General features: G+C 55.4%; 1 pseudogene. It reads left to right on the top strand.

The features are described 5' to 3' along the window. Positions 1 to 49: 49 nt before the first annotated feature. Positions 50 to 368, top strand: a pseudogene (locus RRF55_RS27305) (hypothetical protein); the annotation flags it as partial.

Genomic DNA, 368 nt, shown 5'->3' with positions numbered 1-368 from the left:
TTTCGCTCAAACCCTCGTTTGGGCGAAGCCTCTTTTTGGAGCAAAAAACATGGCCGAACTTAACCCGCCTTTGGGAACGACGACGCCTGAAATATTCCTGGATAACGTCAAGCGCGCTGACGAGCTGGTTAACGGTCCGGCAGGAACGGTTAACGACCGCGCAGGCGAACCGCTGGATACGTGGCGTCAGATGATGGCGAAAAACGATGAGGTCAGGCAAAACATCATCCCGCTCAGTAAGCAGTATCAGACGCTGACGGCGGCACAGGCGGATATTGTGAATATTCCGGTGGGGTCGACCACATATTACCGCAGCCCGGATGACAGCGCTCTTGCGGTTGAGGTGATGAACGTTAGCGGGACGCTGC

Origin of the sequence: Klebsiella sp. K47, from assembly GCF_051858335.1 — a bacterium.
GTDB classification, from domain to species: Bacteria; Pseudomonadota; Gammaproteobacteria; order Enterobacterales; family Enterobacteriaceae; genus Klebsiella; species Klebsiella pneumoniae.
This window is presented reverse-complemented; position numbering and strand designations above follow the sequence as displayed.